At 41.7% G+C, this 21,952-nt stretch carries 20 protein-coding genes and 4 pseudogenes; 13 read left to right on the top strand and 11 right to left on the bottom strand.

Annotation, left to right across the window (positions count from 1 at the left end; genetic code table 11):
- Positions 1 to 78 precede the first annotated feature (78 nt).
- Both KA717_02065 and KA717_02060 read right to left on the bottom strand, forming a co-directional pair.
- A complete protein-coding gene (locus KA717_02065) occupies positions 79 to 396 on the bottom strand; it encodes a hypothetical protein (protein ID UXE61759.1) in 318 nt (105 codons plus the stop codon).
- A 440-nt stretch (positions 397 to 836) separates the two neighbouring features.
- The gene (locus KA717_02060) at positions 837 to 1,025 is read right to left on the bottom strand and encodes a hypothetical protein (protein UXE61758.1); all 189 of its coding nucleotides are present in this window, start codon (positions 1,023 to 1,025) and stop codon (positions 837 to 839) included.
- A gap of 568 nt (positions 1,026 to 1,593) precedes the next feature.
- Here KA717_02060 and KA717_02055 point away from each other — a divergent pair.
- Both KA717_02055 and KA717_02050 read left to right on the top strand, forming a co-directional pair.
- Positions 1,594 to 1,797: pseudogene (locus KA717_02055) on the top strand (IS5/IS1182 family transposase).
- Between the two features lie 124 nt (positions 1,798 to 1,921).
- Positions 1,922 to 3,259, top strand: a pseudogene (locus tag KA717_02050) (IS5 family transposase).
- A 386-nt stretch (positions 3,260 to 3,645) separates the two neighbouring features.
- Here KA717_02050 and KA717_02045 read toward each other — a convergent pair.
- The 5 genes from KA717_02045 to KA717_02025 all read right to left on the bottom strand — a co-directional run bounded on the left by KA717_02045 (position 3,646) and on the right by KA717_02025 (position 11,734).
- Positions 3,646 to 7,119, bottom strand: coding sequence for a hypothetical protein (locus KA717_02045; protein ID UXE61757.1), 3,474 nt, complete (start codon positions 7,117 to 7,119; stop codon positions 3,646 to 3,648).
- Between the two features lie 375 nt (positions 7,120 to 7,494).
- The gene (locus tag KA717_02040) at positions 7,495 to 8,820 is read right to left on the bottom strand and encodes an IS4 family transposase (protein UXE64526.1); all 1,326 of its coding nucleotides are present in this window, start codon (positions 8,818 to 8,820) and stop codon (positions 7,495 to 7,497) included.
- 209 nt (positions 8,821 to 9,029) lie between these two features.
- Positions 9,030 to 9,515, bottom strand: coding sequence for a hypothetical protein (locus KA717_02035; protein ID UXE61756.1), 486 nt, complete (start codon positions 9,513 to 9,515; stop codon positions 9,030 to 9,032).
- An 83-nt stretch (positions 9,516 to 9,598) separates the two neighbouring features.
- A complete protein-coding gene (locus KA717_02030; protein UXE61755.1) occupies positions 9,599 to 11,044 on the bottom strand; it encodes a hypothetical protein in 1,446 nt (481 codons plus the stop codon).
- Positions 11,045 to 11,545: 501 nt separating this feature from the next.
- On the bottom strand, positions 11,546 to 11,734 hold the full coding sequence (locus KA717_02025; GenBank protein ID UXE61754.1) for a hypothetical protein: 189 nt from the start codon (positions 11,732 to 11,734) through the stop codon (positions 11,546 to 11,548).
- A 382-nt stretch (positions 11,735 to 12,116) separates the two neighbouring features.
- Here KA717_02025 and KA717_02020 point away from each other — a divergent pair.
- Positions 12,117 to 13,185: pseudogene (locus KA717_02020) on the top strand (IS4 family transposase).
- A 311-nt stretch (positions 13,186 to 13,496) separates the two neighbouring features.
- Here KA717_02020 and KA717_02015 read toward each other — a convergent pair.
- On the bottom strand, positions 13,497 to 13,889 hold the full coding sequence (locus KA717_02015; GenBank protein ID UXE61753.1) for a hypothetical protein: 393 nt from the start codon (positions 13,887 to 13,889) through the stop codon (positions 13,497 to 13,499).
- A gap of 131 nt (positions 13,890 to 14,020) precedes the next feature.
- Positions 14,021 to 14,947 (bottom strand): hypothetical protein, encoded by a 927-nt coding sequence (locus KA717_02010; GenBank protein UXE61752.1) that lies wholly within the window; start codon positions 14,945 to 14,947, stop codon positions 14,021 to 14,023.
- A gap of 122 nt (positions 14,948 to 15,069) precedes the next feature.
- Between KA717_02010 and KA717_02005 the strand changes: the two are divergent.
- Positions 15,070 to 16,351 (top strand): annotated as a pseudogene (locus tag KA717_02005) (ISKra4 family transposase).
- Positions 16,352 to 16,366: 15 nt separating this feature from the next.
- Here the strand turns inward: KA717_02005 and KA717_02000 are convergent.
- A complete protein-coding gene (locus KA717_02000; GenBank protein ID UXE61751.1) occupies positions 16,367 to 16,894 on the bottom strand; it encodes a hypothetical protein in 528 nt (175 codons plus the stop codon).
- Positions 16,895 to 17,342: 448 nt separating this feature from the next.
- Between KA717_02000 and KA717_01995 the strand changes: the two genes are divergently transcribed.
- Entirely contained in the window at positions 17,343 to 17,570 is a 228-nt protein-coding gene (locus tag KA717_01995; GenBank protein UXE61750.1) for a hypothetical protein, read from the top strand.
- A gap of 2 nt (positions 17,571 to 17,572) precedes the next feature.
- Positions 17,573 to 18,007 (top strand): hypothetical protein, encoded by a 435-nt coding sequence (locus KA717_01990; GenBank protein ID UXE61749.1) that lies wholly within the window; start codon positions 17,573 to 17,575, stop codon positions 18,005 to 18,007.
- A gap of 109 nt (positions 18,008 to 18,116) precedes the next feature.
- On the opposite strand, the gene KA717_01985 is transcribed toward KA717_01990, so the two are convergent.
- Positions 18,117 to 18,332, bottom strand: a complete 216-nt coding sequence (locus KA717_01985) for a hypothetical protein (GenBank protein ID UXE61748.1) — start codon at positions 18,330 to 18,332, stop codon at positions 18,117 to 18,119.
- 267 nt (positions 18,333 to 18,599) lie between these two features.
- Here KA717_01985 and KA717_01980 point away from each other — a divergent pair, with 267 nt between their 5' ends.
- The 7 genes from KA717_01980 (at position 18,600) to KA717_01950 (ending at position 21,922) form a co-directional block, all read left to right on the top strand.
- Positions 18,600 to 18,818, top strand: a complete 219-nt coding sequence (locus KA717_01980; protein UXE61747.1) for a hypothetical protein — start codon at positions 18,600 to 18,602, stop codon at positions 18,816 to 18,818.
- A gap of 17 nt (positions 18,819 to 18,835) precedes the next feature.
- Positions 18,836 to 19,078, top strand: coding sequence for a Txe/YoeB family addiction module toxin (locus tag KA717_01975; protein ID UXE61746.1), 243 nt, complete (start codon positions 18,836 to 18,838; stop codon positions 19,076 to 19,078).
- A 182-nt stretch (positions 19,079 to 19,260) separates the two neighbouring features.
- Entirely contained in the window at positions 19,261 to 19,518 is a 258-nt protein-coding gene (locus tag KA717_01970; GenBank protein UXE61745.1) for a type II toxin-antitoxin system ParD family antitoxin, read from the top strand.
- Positions 19,519 to 19,766: 248 nt separating this feature from the next.
- Positions 19,767 to 20,003: a type II toxin-antitoxin system Phd/YefM family antitoxin gene (locus KA717_01965; protein UXE61744.1), complete on the top strand. Its 237-nt coding sequence runs from the start codon at positions 19,767 to 19,769 to the stop codon at positions 20,001 to 20,003.
- Entirely contained in the window at positions 19,990 to 20,367 is a 378-nt protein-coding gene (locus tag KA717_01960) for a PIN domain-containing protein (GenBank protein ID UXE61743.1), read from the top strand. The genes KA717_01965 and KA717_01960 overlap by 14 nt, the downstream gene beginning before the upstream one ends.
- Positions 20,368 to 20,701: 334 nt before the next feature.
- Positions 20,702 to 21,037 carry a hypothetical protein gene (locus KA717_01955; GenBank protein UXE61742.1) on the top strand — a complete coding sequence of 112 codons (336 nt, stop codon included), beginning with the start codon at positions 20,702 to 20,704 and terminating at the stop codon, positions 21,035 to 21,037.
- Positions 21,038 to 21,262: 225 nt separating this feature from the next.
- Positions 21,263 to 21,922, top strand: coding sequence for a ParA family protein (locus KA717_01950; GenBank protein ID UXE64525.1), 660 nt, complete (start codon positions 21,263 to 21,265; stop codon positions 21,920 to 21,922).
- Positions 21,923 to 21,952: the final 30 nt, after the last annotated feature.

Here is a 21,952-nt window from a genome sequence, read left to right as displayed (position 1 = left end):
CCAAAACGATCGCAGTTTTATTTAATTAACAAGATGACGGCGATCGCACTGGATGAAAGTGTTTCTAAAGCGATCGCCCTAAATACTACCTTCTAGCTCTTCTACATCATTTAACGTCAGAGGTGCTTGGGAACTGTGACGAATCGGGCGAGTTTGACCCGCGTTTAGTTCTTCAAAGCCTTGCTGAATCCCCTTAATTGTTTCTAATTGCTCTAATAGTTGGCGTAGTTTAACAGAATTGATTTTGTCGGAATCGAGAAAGGTGACGAGAACTTGGGAGCGATCGCCAATATCTTGCGGAGGTTCGGTGAAATGAATTTGTCCATCCTGATAAATGCCTTCGATGGTTTTTAGCATAATTTGCCGTTGAGTTGGTTTCTGCTTTAATTCTATCAAAGAGGTACTTGGTTATGTAATAATTTGGGGCGTAAGGCTTTGAGGGGGCGATTTTAAAGGTTCGTGAAAGTTATCCTTGATTCACCCAAGAGAAAGGGGGCTTTTAACCTCTCTTAAAAATTGCGTTATAAGATCGGTGATCGCCCTCAAGTTCACCATTTATTTAGCTACGAACTGGCCGCGGATTCCCCATCTGTCTCCTCCTCTGCATCTAGACGAGCAAACGATTGAGCGGCAAAAAGGGCTGCATCATCATTATTCCAGTCGCCATAGTTTCCATTCGGACTCAGGCTCGCTGAAAGGAACTCAGATCTTTCTCTGGCTGAAAGTTCTTTGAATTGTCTAAGAAGTGTGACAACTGCTTCACTCATGGCTTCAAATGATCGCTTGTAGATTACTTTCTGCCCACTAGGGTAACACAGCGATCGCCCTAGACTCGATCAGCGATCGCTCTGACTTTGATGGTGAAGCTGTTCCAAGCTTTGATGACGTAAATCTGCTTCGATCATGGCAATTAATTGATCAAATTTCAAGGTGACTAAATCTAATTTTCGGCAAGCTTCTCGCCATCTAGCCATACTTTGAGTTCTTGTTTGTAGATCGGGAATACAAGATTGCTCGGTCGTCATAATCTCCAATTTTTTCTGGTTTCAGATAAGCTTACTGTCACGACATCGGCTGAGATTTGAGTTTGTTCGATGGTTTCCTCCAACAATTCTGGGATAGCAGAGGGAGCGATTGGATAATATTCAGAGTTTCTTAGGGTTAAGGTATGAAGATGAGGGTAAGGATTTCTTGATTTTTCCAGACAATTCTCAATTTGTTTTAATTCTGGTAGTGTTTCGTCGGTTTCACTATGACGCTCGAAAAGATTAAATTCGGTGTTTTTTGTTTGGGCAATCAGTTCTATAAGCCGTCGTTGTAAGCTAAAAATATGGGGTTAATACTTCAGGAGATTAGCCAAAAATCGAAAAATCTCTTCATTCGTTTGGTTGTTTCTAGTTATAAGTCATTTTGGCAGGGAAGAGAAGGCGATGAATAGGGGGAGGATGGGTTAGTAACTCACATAATATAGGGCTTGCTGAAAAAAGCTGAAACCTTTACGGAGAAAAATAGTAGGCGAATTAAGAACCGCTAGAATGCACGAAAATAGGGTAGAATGCCTCAAAACCATTGCATTAAGAAGAGAGAAAGCAGATGTACCGAAAGCAACAGTACTCAATTGAAACACCAGAAAACTTGAAAAATCTGTTCGGCGGGCAGTTAGACGAAGAAAATCGTTGGATAGAAATGTCAAAAATGATTCCCTGGGAAGAATATGAGGAAGAATATGCAAAAAACTTCACAGAAAAAAAAGGAGCCCCAGCCAAATCATTTAGAATGGCATTAGGAGCATTAATTAGGGCTTGCTGAAAAAAGCTGAAACCTTTACGGAGAAAAATAGTAGGCGAATTAAGAACCGCTAGAATGCACGAAAATAGGGTAGAATGCCTCAAAACCATTGCATTAAGAAGAGAGAAAGCAGATGTACCGAAAGCAACAGTACTCAATTGAAACACCAGAAAACTTGAAAAATCTGTTCGGCGGGCAGTTAGACGAAGAAAATCGTTGGATAGAAATGTCAAAAATGATTCTTTGGGAAGAATATGAGGAAGAATATGCAAAAAACTTCACAGAAAAAAAAGGAGCCCCAGCCAAATCATTTAGAATGGCATTAGGAGCATTAATTATCAAAGAAATTTCAGGAAAAAGTGACAGAGAAACAGTAGAACAAATAAAAGAGAACCCTTATTTACAGTACTTTATAGGAATGGAAAGCTATAGTAGCAAAGAAGCATTTAATGCGTCAATGATGGTTCATTTTCGTAAAAAAATAGGAATGGAATTAATAAATAAAATTAATAAAGAAATAGAAAAAAAAGCGACGGGTGTAGCGTCAGAAAAAAAAGAAAATGAAGGAAAGTTATTGTTAGATGCGACTTGTACACCAGCAGATATAAAATATCCAACGGATATAGGAATATTGAATGATGCCAGAGAAAAAACAGAAAAAATAATAGATAAGCTGTATGAAGAAATAAAAGAGAAAAGGAAAGAAAAGCCGAGGACTTATAGGGAAGTGGCAAGAAAAGAGTACTTAGCCATAGCAAAAAAACGTCGTGTGTCAAAAAAAGAAAGAAGAAAAGGAACAAAAAAACAACTAGGATATATAAAAAGAAACTTGTCTGATATAGAAAAAATGATAGAAGAGGGAGCAAAGTTAGAAAAACTAACGAAAAAAGAGCAAGAAGAGCTTGTAACGATAGGAAAAGTGTATGAGCAACAGTTAGAAATGTATGAAAAAAAGACAAATAAAGTAGAAAACAGAATTGTGAGTGTAAGCCAACCTCACGTGCGTCCAATAGTGCGTGGAAAAGCGGGAAAAGCAGTAGAGTTTGGAGCTAAAATATCGGCAAGTAATGTGAATGGCTTTGTCTTCTTAGACAAATTAAGTTGGGATAATTACAACGAATCGGGAGATTTACAAGCGCGAATAGAAGAATATAAAAGGGAAACAGGATGTTATCCGGAATCGGTTCATGTGGATAAAATCTATCGAACAAAAGCGAATCGAGCTTATTGTAAAGAAAGGGATATAAGAATGAGTGGTCCCCGATTGGGAAGACCGCCGAAAGAGGTGAGCAAAGAAAAAAAGAAAGAGGCACGCTCAGATGAAAGAGTGCGTAATGCCATTGAGGGTAAATTCGGACAGGGAAAGAGGAAATTTAGTCTTGGTCGAGTGATGGCCAAACTACCTGAGACCTCGGAAACGGTAATTGCGATGAACTTTTTGGTAATGAATCTTTCTACTCTACTTCAGAAGACAAAAAGTAAAAAGTTGTAGAGTCGTTTTTCTTGTGAAAAATGGTGTTAATTTTCCTCTCTTTTGTGAGGAGTGATTTGTGTTGACCTTTTTAGACAGAAAGGAACAATAGATTAAACAAAATCTGTATTTTGATTTGTTTCCATAAGGATAAGTTATCTATGCTTTTTCAGTCCATACTTCCCTAACCCACATTTCTTTCGTTTTTTGACTTTTTCAGCAAGCCCTAATATAAAAATGTATAATAATGTTCATGTTAACGGTCAAGGGTATCACAAGGATCGCCCTGTCGCTCTTTACCTCTGTCCTCATGATTGGCCAAAAAAAGGGGCTTTTAACCCCTCTTAAAAATTGCGTTATTAAGATCGATGATCGTACTAATTTTATTAGCCAAACGCAGCCCCAGCCTTTGGAAAATCTACACTGATGTGCGCACCATTCTTCAGTCCAAAATTGCGCAAAATTTGAGTATCGGGCTTCATGGCCATACCATCGGGTCCCCACACATTGAGATCGGCTGCATTGTTTGCATGACCATCTGCGGGAATCTCATTTTTCATCTTCTGTTTTAATTCCAGCAGGGACATGGAGAGGTTAAGCGTCCAGGTAACGGTCTTCGTATTGCCGCCTTGGATATAAGCAACCGTGACGGATGCAGTGTCCGATGCTCCTGAGATGGCATGCGGACTGGAATATTGCCACAGCGGGTTCCAGTACGAAGTGATCAGCTCATTCACGGCATCGGCTCCTTCAACCATATAATCGATCTCCGAAAGAAAACCGGGATAAAGGTTATCCGATCCAACGATATATAGCTCATCATCCACGATCGTGATCTTGGCATGATTTCCGGGTGCAGACGGTACTTTGTCATAGATATAACCGCTTGCATTCAGCACAGACCATGCAGCACTTCCAATTACGCCATGAGAAGGCGGTTGATCTGCAAGGGGCTTCTGCTTTAGGGTAGCAGTATATCCTTCCTTGCTGAGGTTTGGCCACTTGTAGGTATCGCCCTCGATCGTGTCGCCTGCCGGAACCTGGTCCGTGAAATAAAACGGTGCTACATACAACCTTGTCAGAGCGTTAGCACGCTTACCATCTGGATCATCTAATGGCGCATCAGTTGCTACATCGTGGGTCATGTAGTATTTTAATAGGTCAAATGTGCGCGATGCTCCAGAGCCAAAGGAATATTGGTCTCCTTCTGCTCCGGCTCCGGCATCCAATGGTGAAACTACAATCTGAACCTGTAGGTCAGGGTTAGCCAGCAGTGCTTCCAATATCCAAATACACACATGATGATCCGACCAATTCTTTTTCCAAGCACTAACGATGTCCATCTGCGACATCTTGATGGTTCGCTTCGCATTCTTGATCAAATATTCTTTCATGATCTCAGATGCTTTCTGGAAGGCAGTCGTTTGTTCTGGCCCATTCCAGTATTTACCCAAAGTTAAAATGCGGGTAGCTTGTTTATAATCTGACCATCCCTCATAGGTATTGTAGATAACGCGATACGGGAAAACTTCGAGATTCAAATCTGAAATTGTTTGCAAGTCTTGGTTGCGAATTCCTTCTGGTACGGGTTGTTCTCCATTATTGTAAGGTGCATCCACTCCTGTTTGAACACCAGATTTGTGCATGGCGATCAATGCGTCCTGCTTAGTCTTCATATAGGCAACCACATCCGGCTGGACGAGCGGATCATTGGGCTTATTTGCCTCACTATCGCGATTTACCCAAGTCAAATTATCTGTGTTCAAGAACTCTTTGGTAAATAGATCTGTCCCACACACCCACATTTGATTTAAGAAGATTTGTGCGCCATAGGCTGCCTCCCCATGTACCACGTTGGAAACATCATGTACTGGAGGATAACTTCTAAACAGGTCCATGTTCAGATTATGACCCCCAACGAGGGCTTCCGTGCCATCTACACTGATTATTTTTGTGTGGTTCCAGGTCATCTTCGTATCATCACTTCCAATGACGGCACTGCCAAATACTTTTGCCTGAATGGCAGATATGATGCCGTCTTGCAATCGATAAAAGCGACCAAACCATATTTCGGGCATCATTTCCCAGTATTGCGATCGTTCCCTGAACAACCGAATCAGGGCTGCTTTAAAATCGGCGTAATTGGCGGTCTCTCCATCCGGCACCCTTCCAGTGGGAAGATAGGCTGTTGGTGTCTGACCAAAGAAAAACCGGAATTGGGTGGGTTGCTTTCTGTCCATTACCTTGGTCAAGGCTGTATCCATAGCTCCCATGATGACCCTTGCCCAGTCCGGATCAGGACTATTCAAAGAAGATATATCGCAGCGATATTTCGCTTTTTGTACGATCTCCACGATTGCCCGTTCAAATTCGGTCTGGCGGATTAGGGCTTGCGGCATGATCGCTTTACCAAATGGCATTCCCCACACATGAGGCGTATCCAGTACTCGGAGATAAGCAAGTCCACTAAGATGATTGAAATAATCCTTTACTTCTTCCTTGACACTATCGATGTATGTACTTGTGACTGGAGTGGTCTTTTTCTCCGCACCCCAGTTCGCGATCCATCCGCTCCACTGACCTGATGAGTTTCGCCAATTCAGATACACGGTATTATCTGTGCCGATTCCGAATACATGCGGGCAGTTGTCTGTTTGCTCTATCGCAAAAACACTGGACAGTTTCGGCGCATTGTCCCAATTCGCGATCCATCCGCTCCACTGACCTGATGAGTTTCGCCAATTCAGATACACGGTATTATCTGTGCCGATTCCGAATACATGCGGGCAGTTGTCTGTTTGCTCTATCGCAAAAACACTGGACAGTTTCGGCGCATTGTCCCAATTCGCGATCCATCCGCTCCACTGACCTGATGAGTTTCGCCAATTCAGATACACGGTATTATCTGTGCCTATCCCGAATACATGCGGGCAGTTGTCTGTTTGCTCTATCGCAAAAACACTGGACAGTTTCGGCGCATTGTCCCAATTCGCGATCCATCCGCTCCACTGACCTGATGAGTTTCGCCAATTCAGATACACGGTATTATCTGTGCCGATTCCGAATACATGCGGGCAGTTGTCTGTTTGCTCTATCGCAAAAACACTGGACAGTTTCGGCGCATTGTCCCAGTTCGCGATCCATCCGCTCCACTGACCTGATGAGTTTCGCCAATTCAGATACACGGTATTATCTGTGCCGATTCCGAATACATGCGGGCAGTTGTCTGTTTGCTCTATCGCAAAAACACTGGACAGTTTCGGCGCATTGTCCCAGTTCGCGATCCATCCGCTCCACTGACCTGATGAGTTTCGCCAATTCAGATACACGGTATTATCTGTACCTATCCCGAATACATGCGGGCAGTTGTCTGTTTGCTCTATCGCAAAAACACTGGACAGTTTCGGCGCATTGTCCCAGTTCGCGATCCATCCGCTCCACTGACCTGATGAGTTTCGCCAATTCAGATACACGGTATTATCTGTGCCGATTCCGAATACATGCGGGCAGTTGTCTGTTTGCTCTATCGCAAAAACACTGGACAGTTTCGGCGCATTGTCCCAGTTCGCGATCCATCCGCTCCACTGACCTGATGAGTTTCGCCAATTCAGATACACGGTATTATCTGTACCTATCCCGAATACATGCGGGCAGTTGTCTGTTTGCTCTATCGCAAAAACACTGGACAGTTTCGGCGCATTGTCCCAGTTCGCGATCCATCCGCTCCACTGACCTGATGAGTTTCGCCAATTCAGATACACGGTATTATCTGTACCTATCCCGAATACATGCGGGCAGTTGTCTGTTTGCTCTATCGCAAAAACACTGGACAGTTTCGGCGCTACGTTGTAACTAGTCATGAGTGAAAGTCCTTTTTAATAGATGGCTGATTACTTTGAAATGCTCCGTTGTACTATTTGACTTACAAAAATTTCCATTTGACCCATCCGGCATCCGTTCGCTCGGAAGTAACAGGATAGACCATTTTATAAGGGGGATCCCCCACCACATTATCCATGTAGTAGCTGTTGAACGGGTTCGATCCAGATATGGACGAAAGCCGTCGTACATAAGGTCGTGCGGTCAAAGCACTTGTTCGAGTCTCCCCGCCGCCCATGATGTCAAAATCTCTGTGAAAGGTGTTAATGCTTTTCCTAAGAGCAAGAACCCTTTGTTGTACAGCACTTGGAGCCTGAAAGGTCGTTCCCCATTGAGTCAGGTATCCTCCATCCGTGTCAACTTAAAGGAATGGGTTCCCAAATTTGTTGATTGAGAGCGGCCTTTTCTCGATGTCGCTTTCTCTCAGCTTTGACCAAACCAAATAACTTAGCACGTTCAGCCAGATAGGTTACTGTATCAGGCTTTTCTCCTCTAGCAATAGCCTTCGCTACATAGTATAGACTCCGAAACACCATCTCTACTGAGATTTTTTCTTTCGGTTGATTTAGAGCAATCGCCACTTCCCCTACCAATTGATTTAAGACCGTATAGAAAATCAAAGTGCAAATAATCTGGATTTGGACACCATTCTTATTACCTACCCATAAATAGGCTAGTCCTAAAAGTCTTTTCGTTAATAAAAAGGCTTCTTCGATTGTCCATCGTCTTCGATATAAATCACAGACCTCTTCGGCGGACAGTTGTTCGGGAGACAACACATTTGTTAAATACTGATACCAGATTGTTCCCCATAATACTGAGACTAATCTCACCGGATGCTTGCAAGGATTAGAACGGTAATTTCCCATAATGATAATCTCATCTCTGTAATGACTACCTTGAGACAATACTTGTTTGGTTTTGTAAGATGTACCCGCTCTAAATCTGGTTAGAAAAAACTTTTTAGCTTCTGTTAACAAATCAAACCACACAAAGCTAAAAAATCCCATATCTACGAGAATTAAACCATTTTCTGGTAATTTAGCTGCCAATTCTTCACACCATATTTTATCATTTGATTTATCATTTTCTGTGTACCATAAAGTAACGGGTCTTTGGGTAAAGGCTTCCACTACCATCATTATTTTACCCCCCAATTTACTCTTTTCTTCTTTACTTATTTTCATATTTTTCCTTATCTGCTCTAGCGTTGAGCCATCTGCTATCCACACTGCACTAAACTTTTCTCTTATTTTTTCCCATTTTTCTCCTACTTGGAGCTTCTTCCCTTTTTCGGCTGCTTTTTCTAACACTCCTTTTAGTAATATTGCAAATATTTCGGCTGGCACATTCATCATTCTTTTTGATACTGCCTGTTTGCTTACTTTTAATGATGCTACCCATAGCAATCCCTCTTCCTCTAACAGTCTTACCGCTTCACTTATACCCGCTATTTGACGATACACTATACTTAACACTAATGCCACCATTACTGGTAAATTTAATACCCTATCTCTCATCATTTTCTCATGAGTTCCCTGTAAATATTTTAATGGTGTAAACATTGTGGGTTCTAGTAATTCAAACAACTCTTTTGTTATTTCAGGGATTTCTACCCCTGGCTGATTTGTCTTACGACGTAAGTCTGGGTTTCCTTTTCTCCGAGGATGTTGTCTTGCCATTTGTTTTTTGCTCACTTTTTTATATACTAACCTTTTTTTCAGCCTACTCTTACTTCCGCCTGCTTTTAGGCTAATCTTTTGTGAGTAGGCATTTTGGCTTAAGTTGACACCAATGGGGTAAAGGCTTCCACTACCATCATTATTTTACCCCCCAATTTACTCTTTTCTTCTTTACTTATTTTCATATTTTTCCTTATCTGCTCTAGCGTTTAGCCATCTGCTATCCACACTGCACTAAACTTTTCTCTTATTTTTTCCCATTTTTCTCCTACTTGGAGCTTCTTCCCTTTTTCGGCTGCTTTTTCTAACACTCCTTTTAGTAATATTGCAAATATTTCGGCTGGCACATTCATCATTCTTTTTGATACTGCCTGTTTGCTTACTTTTAATGATGCTACCCATAGCAATCCCTCTTCCTCTAACAGTCTTACCGCTTCACTTATACCCGCTATTTGACGATACACTATACTTAACACTAATGCCACCATTACTGGTAAATTTAGCACCCTATCTCTCATCATTTTCTCATGAGTTCCCTGTAAATATTTTAATGGTGTAAACATTGTGGGTTCTAGTAATTCAAACAACTCTTTTGTTATTTCAGGGATTTCTACCCCTGGCTGATTTGTCTTACGACGTAAGTCTGGGTTTCCTTTTCTCCGAGGATGTTGTCTTGCCATTTGTTTTTTGCTCACTTTTTTATATACTAACCTTTTTTTCAGCCTACTCTTACTTCCGCCTGCTTTTAGGCTAATCTTTTGTGAGTAGGCATTTTGGCTTAAGTTGACACCAATGGGTATCCTCTTGCCATTTTATAAATCAGTTCTGGAACAGGAGCAACGGTTTCGCTCACGTTAGCCGCATCATAGTTCCCATCTGCTGTATAGTTTCCAGCAACGGTACTGTGTCTTCCGCGACAGGCATACAATTCATAATTCGTTGGTTGCGGGTCAGTCCCGACCTTCAAGGGATCAGTCAGTACATAATTGTCGGCGATGTATTTCCATTTATTTTGCCACCAGGAATTATAGATGGTTGCTTCATCGGGTTTGCCGGTCATCCGTCCGCTCGGCCTAGGCACCAATCCCATGAACACCTTGTCTTCCGACAGCTGTACGCACATATCCCAGGCATAAACTCCAACGTAATTGACCACATTGGGAGGTAACTGAGTGAATATTCCCCACCATTCCCCAGGTCCCGGTACAGGGTCGATAGCGAATATGTTAATCGGGATATGCTTTACATCGTCCGGTCCATAGAAATAGATAAACCATGCGGCCATGATGGCTTCCACAGCCCCCCTGCTGTGCCCAATGAAATTGTACACATTCTTTCCGCTTGCGGTTGCCAGGTTGGCTCCATGAAGCGCAAGCGCAGGCGCAGACTGCCCACTCGCTTGAGTTAGGTCGGAATATTGGTTGCCACCTGAATAGTCTCGAACGTAAGAAAGCAAGCTTGGAGCCGCATTCAGGGGAGCATCAAAAACAAGGGGTTCGCTGCTATCGCGTGGCACAGCCCAATCGTTCTCTCCGACTCCCCGAACGGTAACACTCGGTGTGGTTGCCCGAAGGTCTCCGCTAATTTCCTTGTGAATTCTCACAGGAATGTAGCCAGCCGCCGGGGCATAAATGTTTTTATCACTTACATCTCGTGATACTTCTCCTTCATCTCTGGTACAGCCAGTTCCGCAAAAACATACCGTGAAAGCACTGGTTTGGTCGATAATTATAGGAGTTTCATCTCTTACAGATAATAAAGCAACTGGAGGAGTTTCGGCACTCAAACGAGTTTCTACTGGGCTACTGCTTTCCGAAAGAAGTACAATTTCAAAAGTGGCTGCATCGGCTGGATCCCCTTCTGCTTGTAGAGCAGCAGTCGGATTTACCAATTGGACGTATTTTTTGTTGGAGGCAAACAGTACTACTATTTTGGAGGAATCCCAATCCTCTACGATGAATTGCTCTGTTGGACTTATGGCATTAGCTATTGCAGCAAGAGGAGCCGTTCCATCCTGTTGGTTGGATACATATTTGCCATTGGAAGCCATCAGGGCAACAACCTTGTCTCCCCCCTGGAAGTACATTTGGAAATTCTCGTTGCTGCCGATGGCATCACTGCTGGCTTGCAGTACATTGCCATCACTGTTGGATGTTATATATTTTCCGTTGTTCGCCTTAAATGCAACCCTAATTGGATTTCCTGTCGTTGAAAATGTTGTCATTTTGACTTTATCCTTTACATAAGAGATATTGAAGCCTAGAGTATGCTTGAAAAGTGTTGGAGTATGTTTGAAAAGCTTTTATTCAAATAAAAAAATTAGGATTTCTAGATATTTCTTTTGAATAAAAAAGATTTTAGGACTTTACCGATCCTCAACACTAGCGACAATACCTTCGTAATATAATCACTTTTCGTTCCCAATACAACCAAAGTTTACCAACTTAAGGAAAAAAACCGCAAAATTGTCCAAACCCCTACCCCGCGTAACTTCCAGCCCCTCAACCCTCCCGCAAAAATCCTTAACTTGGGAAAAATCCCCAACTTTACCAACTTAAGCCCAACCCTTGTCAAAATATCCTGACAATCTCCCCACACTCCGCCCGCCAGATTCCCCCCTCTCCGCGATCAGACCGCAAAAGCCGCGATCGCAAAAACCTTGATCAGCGATCAAACTACAAAAGCCGCGAATAGACGACAAAAGCCGCGATCGCCCTAGACTCGATCAGCGATCGCTCTGACTTTGATGGTGAAGCTGTTCCAAGCTTTGATGACGTAAATCCGCTTCGATCATGGCAATTAATTGATCAAATTTCAAGGTGACTAAATCTAATTTTCGGCAAGTTTCTCGCCATCTAGCGATACTTTGAGTTCTCGTTTGTCGATCGGGAATAAAAGATTGCTCGGTCATCATAATCTCCAATTTTTTCTGGTTTCAGATGAGCTTGCCGTCACGACATTGGCTGAGATTTGAGTTTGTTCGATGGTTTCCGCCAACAATTCTGGGATAGCAGAGGGAGCGATTGGATAATATTCAGAGTTTCTTAGGGTTAAGGTATGAAGACGAGGGTAAGGATTGCTTCATCTTTCCAGGCAATTCCCAATTTGTTGTAATTCTAGTAGTGTCTCGTCGGCTTCACTATGACGCTCGAAAAGATTAAATTCGGTGTTTTTTGTTTCGGCAATCAGTTCTATTAGCCGTCGTTGTAAGCTAAAAATCTAAGTACAGGACAAAAGGCTTGAAAAGTATACGAGAAAGGGGTTTCATGGAAGATGAACGTAATGTAAGAAAACCCATGAACCAATATAACGCATTGAAACAAGCCCTAAAACCCCATTTGGGATGGCATGGTGCCAGACTCTCCTTCCTAGCCTTGTTCTTACTCGCCCTCCTCAAAGTGAAAACGGTTAACCTTAAAGAATTGGCTCTGGGTTTTGAAGGTCGGGCATTGGTGGATTCTCATTACAAACGCTTACAACGCTTTTTCTCAGGATTTGAGCTGGATTACCATCACATTGCCCGTATTGTAGTCAGTTGGCTGGATATCCCTCAACCTTGGGTATTAAGTATTGACCGCACAACCTGGGAGTTTGGCAGTCATGGTTATAATATCCTCACTGTCGGCATTGTCCATGAAGGAGTAGCCATTCCCATCTTGTGGTGGATGCTTAGCAAGAAAAAGGGCAATTCTAACAGTGATGAACGAATGCGTTTTATCGAGGAGATGCTCAAGATTTTTCCCACCGCCCTGATTCGTTGTTTATGTGGCGACCGTGAGTTTATTGGTCAGGCTTGGCTTCGCTATCTTCTGCTCGAACCGCTACTGGCTTTCTGTCTGAGAATTCGGGCTACGGACAAGATTGAGCACAATGGCAAGCTTTTGGCCGCCAAAGTCATTTTTGCCCATCTTGCAAAAGAGTGAATCTCAACGTCTTCAAGGGAGTTGTCGGGTTTGGGGATATCCTGTTTCTGTAGAGGCTCTTCGCTTGCCTGATAATTCTCTACTCATCGTCATTGGACATCCCGATTCCCAAGGTCTTATTCACGATTATGCCCTGCGTTGGGGCATTGAAACCCTTTTTGGCATCTTTAAGACTCGTGGCTTTTGCTTGGAATCTACTCACTTTACTGACCCCAAGCGTCTTCGTAAGCTTTTGGCTTTACTGACTTTAGCTTTGGCTTGGTCTCTCAAAACTGGTCTAGCAATTCATCATCTTCATCCCATTCCCCTCAAGAAACATGGTCGCCTAGCGCAGAGTCTTTTTCGTCTTGGTTTTGACCATCTTCGTCATCTTGTTCTTAATCCTTCTCTACCCAATTTTTCTCTTTTTCTCGACTCCCTACATTTTTTGTCCTGTACTTAGGCTAAAAATAGGGGTTAATATTTCAGGAGATTAGTCAAAAATCCAAAATTCCCTTCATTCGTTTGGTTGTTTCTAGTTATCAATCATTTTGGCAGGGAAGAGAAGGCAATGAATAGGGGGAGAATGGGTTAGTAACGCACATAATATGAAAATGTATCATAATGTTTCATTTTAAAGGTGAAGAGTATCACAAAGATCGCCCTATCGCTTTTCACCTCTGTCCTCATGATTTGCAAAAAAAAAGGGGCTTTTAACCCCTCTTAAGAATTGTGTTATAAGATGATCGCACTAAATCAAAACAGCGATCGCACTTATTGTTTATAGATACAAAAAGTTTTGTAATGATCTAAAGTAAGATAAATCGGTTCACGTATAGTTTTACCTGTTCTTTCTTGATACTCTAATGCAACAGCACGAAATTTGCCACGGTTTGCTGGATTTGGGTTATTCGCATCTAGATCGTATTCTCGATATTCCTGATTTCTAGCAAGACTTGGTAGTAGTTGGCTTCCCATCCCACTAGCATTAGCATAGGGGCGACCTGCTACTAATCCTGCTTTAATATTTCTGAGGTCATCTTTGACAACTACTGGGATACTCTTTGGGCTACAAGGTTTAATTTTACTATCAGCTTGGGCTGGTTGAGAATGAAATAGAATCAAAACAAACAAGAAACACAATAAAACTCTAAAAAAATTCTTCATAGCTATCGACAATTGTTGAAATTTATTGAGAGGTCAAGTCTAAAACTTGGTAATTCCTAGCTTGGCTATTTTAGGAAGGGTACGTCTTGATTTGTAAACGCACCCAGTCAAAAGCGGTGATCGCACTAGCGTCAGCCTGGAGTTGGATTGTCTACAGGATTATCATCACCTTGACGCACCAAGTATCGTTTGGGAAAGTATTTAGCAACCCACATTTGTGCAAGTTGAACGCGCGTAATGGATTTCAGGTAGAAATTAATCGGGACACCCAAATTGCCAGCAAGGGCTTTGTCCACATAGTCTTCAAAAGCTGTCATTAAGGTATCTGTGTCTAGCACCTTATTTTTCCTTTCATCAATAGGAGCTAGTCCAGTAACGACAGACTTAATCTCAGCATCTCGAATAGCCAACATTTGTCCCCCAGTTCTGGCTGCCTGAGCTTGTTCTGCGACAGAAGCCTGCTCACTGTTAGTCGCATTGGCTGCTACTGCCAATTTCTCCATCATTTTTGCAGGATCAAAGTCAGCAAATTTTTGGACACCCATCTGGATCTCATTTGATTTGATAACGGGAATTGATCCCATTGTAATAATGCTGACAGTAGAAGTTAACGATTGTGAACTGAGTAAGCTTTTTACATCATTGGCAAAAGATGCGTCTATTCCAAACCCACCAGAGGCACTAGAGAACCAGTTTCCAGTTTCCATCTGTGCCTGCATTGATGCTGCAACGGTGCTGATATTTTGGCTGGATTTAGAACTTGTCGATTTGAGGATATGAACCATGCCAATGAAGCTGGAACCGTATGTAACACCCGACAAAAGACTTAGTTTCTCCTCATCCTTAGTTCCTTCTTCTTTTGCGAACTTCTGAAGCTCATTAATGTTAAGATATTTATCTTTGGGAATGTCTCCTTCATCGCAAAGAGAATTCCACACCCTGATAGCCTTATCAACATCAAGCACAAAAGGAGCAAGAAGCACGGCATCTTTATGTGTGCAAGTTACCGTAATAATAAGTGTACCCTCAAGGACGTTTGTTTGTTCTTGAGTTGTCATTTGCGTACCCACAGCGGTTGTCAACTCAGCCGATCTCTTTGTCCCAAGGGGTGTGACCTTTAGTTGATGAAGGAAAAGAAAAGTGTTAACATGAGATGAAAAGTGACAAAGAGGAAACAATGATGACAGCAAAACTAATTAATGTAGAGGGTTCAAAGATAAAAATAGAACTAACATTAGAACTCAGTCGTTCAATGTTGGATACAGAAATAAATATTCAAAAAGGCTTAAACGAAGTAGGTTGCATCGCCAGCAAAGAAGCCTTGAAATATTTAGATACAGATGGTTCACCCTTAAAAATCGGTGAAGAAATCTGGAAGAGTAAGGGAGAGCAACCGAAAGAATATCAAACACCTTATGGTGAGGTTATAGTGAATCGTCATGTATATCAGCGTTCACCTTTGAGGAAAAACGTATTGCCCCTTAGAAAGAGAAGCAAGGATAATCATAACATCAACGCCATTATTGGCAAAACAGGTATCCTCAAAAATGTCAGGGATGGCAGGCAAAGAGGTGAAAAATGATTTATTAGAAAATCATGGTAGAAAAGTAGCGCTATCCTATATCCAAAGATTGAGTGAAGCAGTAGGAAGTGTGGTACAAGCAAAAGAAGAAGCGTGGAGTTATGCCCCGCCCAAGGAGGATAGCCAAATTGCAACAGTGGGAATAGGATTAGATGGAACCTGTATGCTGATGTGTGAGGATGGCTACCGTGAAGCAATGGTGGGAACCGTTTCCCTATACGATAGTGAAGGCGAACGTCAACCTACAATCTATCTAGGTGCGGCACCAGAGTATGGAAAAAAGAGTTTTCTAGAAAGATTAGAAAGAGAAATTGAGCGAGCGAAAAACCGTTATCCAGAGGCAACATTGGTCGGGATAGCAGACGGGGCAGAATCAAATTGGAAGTTTTTAGAAAAGCAAACGGAAGAACAGATATTAGATTTCTATCATGCCTCTGGTTACTTAGGTGCCTTGGCAGAAGCGTTGCATCCGAATACCGTGTCAAAACAAAAAGAATGGTTGACTGAAAATTGTCGAGAACTCAAGCATGAAAAAGGAAAAGCAGGAGAACTGCTAAATCTGATGAAAGAAGTCAAAGAAGAAAAAAGTCATTCTAAGAATCTTACCGAGAAACTACAAGCGGCGATTACTTATTACGAGAATCATCAGCATCAAATGGATTATGCTGAATACTTAGAGAAAAAGTATCCGATTGGTTCAGGTGTTACGGAAGCAGCTTGTAAGACGTTGGTCAAACAACGATTATGTTGTTCAGGGATGCGATGGAAGGAAAAAGGAGCAGGAATTATTTTGAGCCTACGAGCTTTGGTATTGACCAAGGAACGATGGAGTCAATTTTGGGCAAAACTTGATCAATATGGGTTCCCTGTAGAACCCTGATTACAACAGCTTTTATCAACTAAAGGTCGCACCCGTCCCAAGGAAGCTAGTCATTGCCCCTACAAATGCTTTAGCTTGTTTAATTCCAGTGTTAGAACCATCTTTCTGTTGCTCAGAGGCGAAATACTGTGCATTCATTCTCAGTGAATCAGAAGAAAGAGGCATCTTCTTAATCTGTGTTTTGTTATAGTCAATAGGGCTTTCAACGCTAGTCGAAATCGCGCTCAATGCTCCTCTTCTTTTTGCAATCTCTGGTAGGTTCTCAGCTCGCTTTGTTGCGTATTCCTGAGCAGATTTTTTAACAGTCTCTTCAGCGGTTTTTCGTGCAGCATCAAGTTCACTACTATTACCAATGCCGAGATTCGTCAACTCAGCACTAGTTCTATCGAGACTTCTCAGTAACTCAATGCTTGAATTCATGGCATATTCCAATTCATCAATTGGTTGTTGGAGTTTTGATAGCTCAATAAGGGCTTTCAGCTTTGAATTAGAAACTACGTTTCCCAGAGTTAGGGACGGATCATACGGAATAGACTGTGGCATTGTTTTTTCACTATCGAGTATTTAGAATTTGCAAACTTGGTTTATCGTAATCCCCCCTTAGTCATACAACAACCAAAGTTTACCAACTTAAGGAAAAAATCTGCAAAATTCTCCAAACCCCTACCCCGCGAAACTTCCAGCATCTCAACTCCCCCGCAAAAATCCTTAACTTGGGAAAAATCCCCAACTTTACCAACTTAAGCCCAACCCTTGTCAAAATATCCTGACAATTTTCCCGCTCTCCACCCGACTGATTACCCCCTCTCCGCGTTCAGACCGAAAAAGCCGCGATTAGACGACAAAATCCGCGATCACAAAAGCCTTGATCAGCGATCAAGCTACAAAAGCTGCGATTAGACGACAAAGGCCGTGATCGCAAAAACCTTGATCAGCGATCGCCCTAGTAAATCCCTATAATCTGGAATATCCCCACCCGCCCAAACCAGCCATGACAGCCAAAGAACAACTCCTACAGGAAATCGAAACCGCCTCCGATGAAACCATTCATCAACTCCTCGACTTCCTCCATCAAACCCAAGCAACCAAAACCAAACAACCCTTTTGGCAATTTATTGAAGAACTAATCGCCGATATTCCCCCAGAAGTCCTAGACACCCTACCCACCGACGGAGCCGAACAACACGATCATTATCTTTATGGCACACCCAAACGTTAACGATGAAACTCATCTTTGCTGATACCTTTTACTGGATTGCTTTGATTAATCCCAGGGATACTTGGCACTTCATTGCCTTGGATTATGCCCAGAAATATGCAGATGATTACCTAATAACCACCGATGGAATTATAGATGAAACACTCAACTATTTCGCAACCAGAGGTACTATTATGCGCCGAAAGGCTTTAGCAACTTACCTTAAAATCTGTGAAGAGCCGAACATGGAAATTATTTCTTATACCCCCCAACTCAGACACGCTGGATTTCAACTATTTGATGAACGTCCTGATAAGGGTTATAGCCTGACAGACTGCATTTCTATGATTGTGATGAAACAAAGGGGAATTGCAGAAGTATTAACCCATGACAAACACTTTAGCCAAGAGAACTTTCGGATTTTATTTCAAGATTCAAATCTTAATAACCTTACTTAGAATCTGATCGCCTAACCCTAGTTTTTAAGAAGAATACAGACTATTTTTTGCCGAAACTCTTAATTCAGACTAAAGGCTACGAAAACAGCGATCACTTTTTTGATTAAGTTCACTGGTTAAATAGGTTCTTATAATTTTGTGAAAGGTCTGGTTCAGCTTCCATACAACCAATAAAGTCAGACCAATCCTGTGTTGCCAGTTCGTTCATTTCCTCTTGGTCAGCAGAATAGCGTTTTTTGAGAATATCTATAAGTTCAAGAATGGTCTGTTGAGCATCCAAAGGAAGGGACGCAAGGTCTTCTTGGATCGTTTCTAGGTTTACCATTGTCATCATCTCTTTTTTGTCATTATACTTTAGCAGTGATTAGATCGAGGAGAAGGCATTGAGGGAGAAACGGCGATCGCCCTAGTAAATCCCTATAATCTAGTAAATCCCTATAATGCTGAAGATAAAGCTTTTAATTTTTTTAGAGCTATACCGACAATACAACCAGCGATCGCTTGTTGGATAATGTGGAAAATAATGATAGAATACACAGAGTGTAAATTTCAATGTGAAAGCGATTTATACAGAAAGCTGAGGAGTTAATTTATGCGAACAATTACCTTACAAATTGACGATAGCATTAGTGAAAAATTTCTATGGTTACTTGATCGCTTCTCTAGAGACGAAATTAAAATTCTAGAACAATCAGATTTTGTCAGTGATGACGAATATCTAAGGGGAATCGAAGGAATGGTTCAAAGTATTCAGGCAGCCCGTGATGAATCTATTGAACAGAGCTTAAGCTTAGATGAGTTAGATTGGTGATGTATAAAATAATCTTTATGACCCAATCTCAAAAAGATGCAAAAAAGATTGCTTCTAGTGGACTGAAGCCCAAAGTTCTTCAACTTATCAAAATAATTGAAGAAGACCCGTTTCAATATCCACCAGATTATGAGTTATTAAAAGGAGACATGAAAGGGTTAATTAGTCGTCGTATTAATAAACAGCACCGGCTAGTTTATGAAGTCTTTGAATCGGAGAAATTGATCAAAATTTATCGAATGTGGAGTCATTATGACTAGAGCATTTTGATACTGGAGAGTGATCGCTTTTTAGGAGATGCAACGGAGTGATTGCTTTTTGCCGAAACTCTTCATTCAGACTAAAGACCACGAAAACAGCGATCCATGACAAAGGGGACAAGGGCAAAACGGCGATCGCAAAAATCAAAACTATAATCAAAAAAAGCCAAACGTTAACAACCATGAAATTAACCTTAAAACCCGAACACCAAAAGCTCATCGAGGCCCAACTAGACACAGGACGTTATGCCAATCCTGACGAAATTATTGCCGAAGCTTTACAGTTACTTGATAAACGCGATCAATATCAACAATGGGTAGAAGAAGTGGGTCAAAAAATTGATATTGCCGCCGAACAATTAGATCGAGGTGAAGGAATTGATGGGGAAACCGCGATCGCTCAACTTAAAGCAAGACTTCATGAAAATTGTGAAGCTTAAATATTCATGAATCAATACACTATTTCGGCTGAAGCAATTCGAGATAGGGAACAAATTCTCGATTATTTGGCTATTGGGGCGATTGCATTTTTTCCAACTGTTTATAACAGTGATCGCCCCAGTAAATCTCTATAATCTGGAATATCCCCACTCGCCCAAACCACCAATGACAGCCAAAGAACAACTCTTACGGGAAGTAGCTTGCAAAAAAACTACAATAGATTGAAATCCCATTCCCTTAACCAGCAATGAAAAGCGTCACCTCAAGCAAATTATACAACAACCTAGACCAACTTCTCGATGAAATCCTTAACACAGGAACACCCCTAGAAATTGAGCGCAATGGCAAACGACTAAGAATTATTCCCGTTAAAACTGTAGATAAATTACAAAAATTAATCCATCGTCCCGAAGCTATTATTGGCGATCCCGATGAACTTGTACAAATCAGTTGGGAACAGGAGACAAACCTTGATTTACCTTGATACTCATCTTGTTGTCTGGCTTTATGCAGGATTAACTACTAAATTGAGCGATCGCGCCAAACATCTCATCAACGAGCATGAACTCTATATTTCACCGATGGTAAGGCTAGAGTTGCAATATTTATACGAAATTGGGCGGATTACCGAAAAATCAGATGACATTCTCCTAGACTTAGTCAATCGCCTTGATTTAAAAATATGTCAAAAAGACTTTAATTTAATTATTAATCAGTCCGTAATTATCAACTGGACTCGTGATCCCTTTGATCGCTTAATTGTGAGTAACGCTTCGGTGGATAACCATATTTTGCTAACCAAAGATCATCATATTTTAAAACATTATAAAAATGCAGCATGGGATTAATCACAATCTATTGCCTAGCCCAAGGTTTTGACCGCGATCGCTAGAATCGGGCATCGTTGAGAAATTTATGAAACATAGCGCAGTCTAAAACGACCAACTCAAGCAAGGGGAACAACGACAAAATCCTGATCGCACCAACAAATTACTAAATACCTATATGCTTTTTTTGTCTAGGTCTTGCTAACCCATCAAACAGACGTGGCCAGTGAACCAATCGGACTAACATACAGACTCCTAGTTCAAATTTTAAATTTTGTTAAAAAAAGAATTTCTTATCCTCAAATTAATTACTATAGAGAACAATCACCTTTACTTACTTTAAGTAGAGTCACTAATGCAACGGCCAGATAGTAAAATTTCACGCCAACGTGGTGTGATCTTGACTGCGATCGGTTATCAAAAGCTCCACCGTGCCAAACTGAATCAAGAAATAGAACAAAATAATCGCTGCACCTTAGACTCTCTCCGTCAAACAACAGGACTTACTGCCAATACCCTCAGCAAAATTTTTAGTCGCTCTGCTGCTGTTGACAAACGGAGTCTGCACGCTTGTTTTTCTGCCTTTAATCTCGACTTAGATGGTCAAGATTATTTATCAGTTTTGCCCTTGCCCACAAAGACTGCTAATTTTTACGTGGGGGGTAAGAAAGAACTATTAAAAGAGCCATAATGGGTGATATTTCGTAATTTTTGTTAACTAAACTTCTCATAGAAAACAAGAGAAATTGTCGGCTGTTCTATTAGCGATCGCGGTCGTCAATCAACACAAAAATGATGGGGAAGTTTGTTCCCCACTACAATAAAATCGCTCCCTAACAGACCCAACTATGGTAGTGTAAAGAGCATGAAATCTCAGCCATCTACTTCCCAATCCCCAACTAATACCCCTGCGGCGGTGCATAACCCGAAAATCCTAGCAGTTGTCAATGGCAAAGGCGGAGTCGGTAAAACCACAACAGCAGTCAATTTAGCGGCGGTTTTAGCGGAAAAACATGACGTTTTATTAGTAGATGCCGATCCCCAGGGTTCTGCGACTTGGTGGGTAGAGCGAAGTGAAGCAGGAATGGCTTTTGATCTTAGCCAAGAAAGTGATCCCAAGGTTTTAAAGCATTTACATCAATCTACCCAATATCAATTAATTGTGGTGGATACGCCCCCTGCTCTCCGTTCCGAAGCCTTGAGAACGGTCATTGGTTTAGCGGATTATTTGGTATTGCCCACTCCTCCCGCCCCGATGGATTTAACGGCCTTGATTGAAACGGTTCGCACGGCTGTGATGCCGCTTCAGGTGGCCCATCGTGTCTTGTTAACTAAAGTGGATTCTCGCAGTTTAAAGGAAACCCTCGAAGCTCAAAATACCCTACTAGAACTCGGAATTCCGGCCTGTCATGCCTTTGTTCGCAACTATAAAGCCCATGAGCGATCGGTTTTAGATGGCGTAGCAATTACGGAATGGAAGGGAAAAAATGCAAAAGAAGCCCAATCAGATTACCGTCGGGTTGCAGAAGAGTTGTTGAGAGAAATAAATTATAAAACTAGCGATCGCCAACATTAAGCTCAGTAAAATTCCAATCATTGAGATTAT

Source organism: Woronichinia naegeliana WA131, from assembly GCA_025370055.1.
In the GTDB taxonomy this organism is placed as follows: domain Bacteria; phylum Cyanobacteriota; class Cyanobacteriia; order Cyanobacteriales; family Microcystaceae; genus Woronichinia; species Woronichinia naegeliana.
The sequence above is the reverse complement of the archived record's forward strand: the minus strand, read 5'-3'. Positions and strand labels throughout refer to the sequence as shown.